This is a genomic window from Pseudomonadota bacterium, from assembly GCA_023229365.1.
Taxonomy (GTDB): domain Bacteria; phylum Myxococcota_A; class Polyangia; order JAAYKL01; family JAAYKL01; genus JALNZK01.
Map to the genome: position 1 here is coordinate 1 of JALNZK010000203.1, position 6,221 is coordinate 6,221.

Annotated in this window: 6 protein-coding genes; 4 read left to right on the plus strand and 2 right to left on the minus strand. The window is 67.9% G+C overall.

Annotated elements, in window-relative coordinates:
- Window positions 1–141: 141 nt before the first annotated feature.
- Together trmB and lon are read right to left on the minus strand one after the other, a co-directional pair.
- Complete coding sequence (gene trmB, locus M0R80_30780) at window positions 142–771, minus strand: tRNA (guanosine(46)-N7)-methyltransferase TrmB (GenBank protein MCK9464025.1); 630 nt, start codon at window positions 769–771, stop codon at window positions 142–144.
- Window positions 768–3,107 carry an endopeptidase La gene (lon, locus tag M0R80_30785; protein MCK9464026.1) on the minus strand — a complete coding sequence of 780 codons (2,340 nt, stop codon included), beginning with the start codon at window positions 3,105–3,107 and terminating at the stop codon, window positions 768–770. The genes trmB and lon overlap by 4 nt, the downstream gene beginning before the upstream one ends.
- Before the next feature lie 251 nt (window positions 3,108–3,358).
- On the opposite strand from lon, the gene M0R80_30790 reads away from it, so the two are divergent.
- From M0R80_30790 to M0R80_30805, 4 genes are all read left to right on the plus strand, one after another.
- On the plus strand, window positions 3,359–3,541 hold the full coding sequence (locus tag M0R80_30790) for a hypothetical protein (GenBank protein ID MCK9464027.1): 183 nt from the start codon (window positions 3,359–3,361) through the stop codon (window positions 3,539–3,541).
- 60 nt (window positions 3,542–3,601) lie between these two features.
- On the plus strand, window positions 3,602–4,693 hold the full coding sequence (locus tag M0R80_30795; GenBank protein MCK9464028.1) for a TIGR04552 family protein: 1,092 nt from the start codon (window positions 3,602–3,604) through the stop codon (window positions 4,691–4,693).
- Between the two features lie 67 nt (window positions 4,694–4,760).
- Window positions 4,761–6,023 (plus strand): signal peptidase I, encoded by a 1,263-nt coding sequence (lepB, locus tag M0R80_30800; protein ID MCK9464029.1) that lies wholly within the window; start codon window positions 4,761–4,763, stop codon window positions 6,021–6,023.
- The coding region (locus M0R80_30805; GenBank protein MCK9464030.1) for an alpha/beta hydrolase at window positions 6,020–6,221 on the plus strand (202 nt) is incomplete at its 3' end. The genes lepB and M0R80_30805, both read left to right, overlap by 4 nt.

Genomic DNA, 6,221 nt, shown 5'->3' on the forward strand with positions numbered 1-6,221 from the left:
CTCCGAACACTCGATTTCCGCGAAAGCGAATCCGAACTCCGCGGAGTCGAACCAGTCGGCAAGTCAGCGCGGCGGGCTTATGCGCAACAGGCTCCTAGCCCTCGACTCCCCTGCCTCCCATGGCTCCCATGGCTCCCATCATCAAGTCCTCCGGTACAGAAGCCTGAAGATCGGCACCCCGACATCCAGGCACCGCCGCTCGCGGTTGCTCACCGCGCCGAAGGGGTTCGCGCCGACGAACCCGCCGGGCGAGGTCGGCTCGAGCCTCGGCTCCGCGTCGAGCGCGCCCCGGAACGCCCCGGCGCGCTCCTCGACGTCGGTCTGCACGAACAGCTCGCCGCCGGGTCGCAGGAGCCGCGCCACCTGCCCTATCAGGGACGAGGAGACGACCGCGCGCTTCGCGTGCCGCGCCTTCCACCACGGATCCGGGAAGTTGACGAAGACGCTCGCCAGCGACGCGTCCGGCGCGAACCGCGCGACGAGCTCCCGCGCGTCCCCGTGGCGGAAGAGCACGTTGGGCAGCCCGCGCGCGGCGGCCGCCGTCGCGGCGGTGTGGACGAACTTGCGCCGGGTCTCCACGGCGACGACGAAGACGGACGGGTTTCCCTGTGCACGCTCGAGCGCGAAGCGCCCCCGCCCGAAGCCGATCTCGAGCTCGACGTCCGCCCTGCCGCCGGCCAACGACGCGAGATCGATGGGGCCCCCGGCCGGGAAGCCGGGCACGTCGGCGTACGGCTTCGCGGACCGCGTCTTCGGCTCGGGCGCGGTCACTGTGGCCGGACCTCGTCCGGCGGCGGGACCTCGAGCGCGGCCGCCACCGCCTCCTCCATCCGCTGCACGTAGACGAGCTTGAGGTCCTCGAGGATCTCCTCGGGGATCTCGGGCTCGTCCTTCCGGTTGCGCTCCGGGAGAACGACCGTCGAGATCCCGGCGCGGTGCGCGGCGAGCACCTTCTCCTTGATGCCGCCCACGGGCAGGATGAGGCCGCGCAGGGTGATCTCGCCGGTCATCGCGACGTCCGGCCGCACGCGCTTGCCGGAGAGGAGCGACACGAGCGCCGTGAGCATCGCGCTGCCCGCGCTCGGCCCGTCCTTCGGCACCGAGCCCGCGGGGACGTGCAGGTGGATGTCGAACAGATCGTTGAACCCGGGGTCGAGCCCGAGGTGCTCCGCGTTGGCGCGGACGTAGGAGAGCGCGGTCTGGGCCGACTCCTTCATCACGTCGCCGAGCTGGCCCGTCATCGCCATTTTTCCGGAGCCCTTCATCTTCGTCGCCTCGATGAAGATGATCTCGCCGCCGTTGGGCGTCCAGGCGAGCCCGGTGGCGACGCCGGCCACCGCGCAGCGATCCGCCATCTCGGGCATGAACCGCTGCGGTCCGAGCACCTCGCGCACGAACGCGTCGTCCGCGTCGAGGCCGTTGGTCACCTCGCCCTTCGCGACCTTCACCGCGACCGCGCGGCACACCGCGGCGATCTCCCGCTCGAGGTTCCGCACGCCCGCCTCGCGCGTGTAGGAGTCGATGATCCGGAAGATGCTCTCGCCGGGGAAGCGGACACCGTCGTCGCCGAGGCCGTGCTCCTTGAGCTGCTTCGGGATCGTGAACCCGAAGGCGATCTTGCGCTTCTCCTCCCGCGTGTAGCCCGGGATCTCGATCACCTCCATGCGGTCGAGGAGCGCGGGCGGCACGGTCGCGAGGGTGTTGGCCGTCCCGATGAACATGACCTTCGAGAGGTTGTAGGGTACCTCCAGGTAGTGATCCGAGAAGGAGAAGTTCTGCTCGGGGTCGAGCACCTCGAGCAGCGCCGACGCCGGATCGCCGCGGAAGTCCGTGCCGAGCTTGTCGAGCTCGTCGAGCATGAACAGCGGGTTGACGGTGCCGGCCTTCTTGACGCCCTGCAGCACGCGGCCGGGCAACGCCCCGACGTAGGTCCGTCGATGACCCCTGATCTCGGCCTCGTCGCGCACCCCGCCGAGAGAAACGCGGACGAACTCCCGGCCGATCGCGCGGGCGATGGATCTCCCGAGCGAGGTCTTGCCCACACCCGGCGGCCCGACGAGGCACAGGATCGGCCCCTTCTTCTCGGGGTTCAGCTTGAGCACGGCGATCTGCTCGAGGATGCGCCGCTTCACCTTCTCGAGGTCGTAGTGATCCTCGTCGAGCACGAGGCGCACCGCATCGACGTCGAGCTTGTCCTCGGTCGACTCGATCCACGGGAGGTCGAGGAGCCAGTCGAGGTAGGTCCGCGTGACCGTGTACTCCGCCGAGGAGCTCTGCATGTGCCGGAGCCGCGACAGCTGCTTCTCCGCCATCTTGGCCGCCTCGGGCGTCATGCCGGCGGCGTCGATGCGGGTCTTCAGCTCCTCGATCTCGTCCTCGACGTCCTCGCCCTCGCCCAGCTCCTCCTTGATCGCCTTGAGCTGCTGCCGGAGGAAGTACTCGCGCTGGCTGCGCCCCATCTCCTCCTGCACGGCGGACGAGATCTCCTTCTTGACCTTCAGGAGCTCGAGCTGCTTGGTGAGCAGCTTGAGGCACGTCCGGATCCGCAGCGAGACGTCGACCGCCTCGATGACGAGCTGCTTCTCGGCGACCTCGCTCGTCAGGTTGGACGCGACGAGATCCGCGAGCACCCCCGGCTCGGTGACGTGGTCGAGGACCCCCGCCGCCTCCTTGGGCAGGTTGGGGAGCAGCGTCAAGAGCTGGCGGCCGGTCTCCCGCAGGTTCGTGGTGAGCGCGTCGATCTCGAGCTCCGAGCTCGGCCGATCCGGGATGCGCCGCACCCTCGCCCGGAGGTACGGCTCTTCGCCGAGCTCCTCGAGGATCTCGAAGCGCTCGATCCCCTGCAGCACGACCGAGTAGTTGTCCTCGCCGAGCTTGATGACCTTCAGCAGCCGCGCGACGGTGCCCATGCGGTAGAGATCCGCGAACGCGGGCTCCTCCACGTCCGGCGCCTTCTGGCTCAACACGCCGATGATCTGATCGTCGCGGTGGGAGATCTCGTTGATGATCTGGATGGACCTGCGCCTCCCGACGTTGATGGGCACGACGGACGCCGGAAACATCACGGAGTTCCGGAGGGGCAGGATCGGAAGATTCTGCTCTGCCATGGATTCACGCCACCTCTCTCGGCACGGACCCCAGCCGAAAAACAAATAATAATTACGATGGGTTGTGCTGTCAATGCGGTACGGTGCGCCGCGCACGTTCCGGTGCCGACGCGATATGCAAAATCCGGGCGTTTTCGCTTGATTTGGCGGGCACCGACCGATAAAAGAAATTTGACTTCCGAACGGGCAAGGTGGTACATCATCCTACAGGTGGGACAATGTCAGTACCTCCTTCGACAAAGGACGGCTCCATGATCAAGGTGGCATCGATCGGGATTCTCGCCCTGGCCGCGCTAGTGCCCCAATGCACCGGGACGATCTGGGGGAACCTGCTCCTCTTGCTCATCGTAACCGGCATCTTCTTCGGCACCGTCTCCCTCGGCCAACCCGCCCGTTCCGAAACCCCGCGCGCCCTCGCCGACATCGAGCCCTGACGCCCCGCGAGGCGCCTCGAGACCGCTCGGACGGCAGAGACCGCGCCTCGAGGCGATGACGTGGATCAGAGTCGTTCCAAGCTGCGTGAGCCCTACAGGACGTTGGACTCCTTCACCCTCTCCGACGTCGAGGCCGCGAGCCTGATCCTGCTCGGCGGCTCCGTGCTGGATTGGAGCCGGCTGTACCTGTCCCCGCCCGACATCGAGACGCTCTGCCGCACGCACTGCCTCGACTTCGACGATCCCGCCGACGTGGCGCTCGTCGAGCGGATCCGGGACGAGGCGATCGCGTACCTCACGGTCCAGTTCGAGTTCCCGATCCCCGGCCCGGTGCGGCGCGCGTCCCTGCCCGAGCTGCTCGCGATGGCGAGCGCGAACGGGAACCGCCACCGGCGCCTCTGCGCGTGCACCCTGCTCAAGGCGATGCACGTCATCAACCACTTCGACGCGAGCGAGGCGCGGCAGGCGCTCAAGATGACGGATCACGAGCTGTTCGAGCGCGCCGAGGAGGGCATCTACCGCACGATCAGCGAGATGATGGCGGAGCGCCTCCCGGTGGTGGAGTTCCTGGGCGGCCGGAAGCAGCGCTCGAGCATGGTGACCAAGCTCCTCTCCAAGGATGACCCCCTGTCCGCGCAGCTGTTCGACAAGATGCGCTTCCGCGTGGTCACCGCGAGCAAGCTCGACGTCCTGCCGACGATCAACTACCTGTCGCGCACCCTGTTCCCCTTCAACTACGTATTGTCCAAGGAGTCGTACAACACGCTGTGCCCGTTCCGGACGTACTGCGAGGAGCACCCGCACCTCGCCGAGCTCGCGAGGCAGCTCGACCTGGACACGACCGTCGCGGAGCCGCCCCTCCCCGCCACGAACGCCCACTCCTCGCCGCGGTACAGGGTCGTGCACTGGGTCGCGGACATGCCGCTCAAGCTGCGCGACTTCGAGTCGAAGTTCGACACCGACGGCATCAGCCCGGTCCCGCGCCCGATCATCTACGTCCGCGCCGAGCTGCAGATCCTGGATCGCCGGACGGATCGCGTCAACGAGCGGGGGCACGCCTCGCACAAGCAGTACAAGGCCCGGCAGCGCAGCTTCGTCTCCACCCGGCTGCGCGTCGGTCAGCCCCGGACCGCCCCGGAAGAGGTTTCCTGACGCCGCCATCGCGCTTGTCACGGCGCCCTGGAGGGCGATATAAGACGGCAATCGAACGGAGGACCTCGTGCCACCGCGCCTGCGCTACTTCATATTCAAGTTCTGGTATCTGGTCTGGTTCTTCCTGGCCCCGGCCACGGTGTCCTGGATCGTCGTCTCCGTGCTCGACAGGCTCGAGATCGTGGACGAGTTCGAGCCGTGGTACGTCCTCTTGCTGTTCGCCGTGCTGGTCATCATCCTGTACGCCGTCCGCGAGAGGCTGCCGTTCTGGCGGGATCGCGATCCCTCGAGCGCGTACAACCGGGATCGCCGCGCCAACACCGCGCGGAAGCTGTCGGAGCGTGTCGGAAGGATCGTCGAGAAGAAGGCGCACAAGATATCGGTCCAGGGGCGGACCGAGCTCGCCGCGGCGCTCGAAGCCTGCGCGAAGGCGATCGCGGACAGGGACGACGACCGAATCGCGACCGCCGTCCGCAGGCTGGAGGAGAAGACGACCCGCCACCTCGCCTTCGCGAGGAAGAGCGTCGCCCGGGAGTACTTCGAGTCGATCGGGGTCGCGATCCTCATCGCGGTCGTCCTGCGGCCCTTCTGCATCGAGGCGTTCAAGATCCCGAGCGAGTCGATGGTGCCCACCCTGATGGTGGGCGACCACATCTTCGTCAGCAAGTACCTGTACGGAATCTCCGTGCCGTTCGTCAACAAGCGCGCCGTCCGCTTCGCCGCACCGGCGCGAGGCGACGTCGTCGTGTTCGTCAAGCCGTCGCGGGCGGAGCAGGCCGGGGTCTCGCTCGAGTACTTCGGCGACGAGTTCGCGGAGCCCATGGCCGGGACGGACTTCATCAAGCGGATCGTCGCCCTGCCGAACGACATCGTCGAGATGAAGAACGACGTGCTCTGGATCAACGACGTCGAGGTGCCGCGTTGCCGCGTCGGCACCGCGAAGTACCGCGCGCGCGACGAGCTGCGGCAGAAGTGGGTCGACGAGATCGGCGAGCTCTGGGTCGAGCGGCTCGACGGGCGGACGTACACGATCCTCGAGACCCGTGACGATCTTCCGGTCGAGAACTACGGCCCGATGAAGGTCGGGTACGATCAGGTCTTCGTGCTCGGCGACAACCGCGACAACTCCAACGACTCGCGCAGCTGGGGGATGGTCCCGTTCGACAACATCAAGGGGCGCGCGAGCATCATCTGGTGGTCGAACCGTCGCCCCCACGGCTTCCAGTGGGATCGCGTCGGGACGCTCATCATGAACGAGCCCGCGCTGACCGGGGAGCAGCGGCGCGCGCTCGGCGAGTGCAAGGCGTTCCGCGAGAAGAGCGGCCCATGAGGGTCGCGGCGACGTGCGTGGCGCTCGCGGCCGCGACCCTGCTCGCCGCCCAGGCGGAGGCCGACGATGCCGCCTCCCAGGCACCGCCCCCGGTCCCGGCGGCCGGGACCGAGGCTGCACCAGATGAGCCGACGCCCCCTGCGCTCCCCTGGCGCCAGGATCCCGGGGTGCGGCGGCGCCCGGGGTCCTACCTCGGGG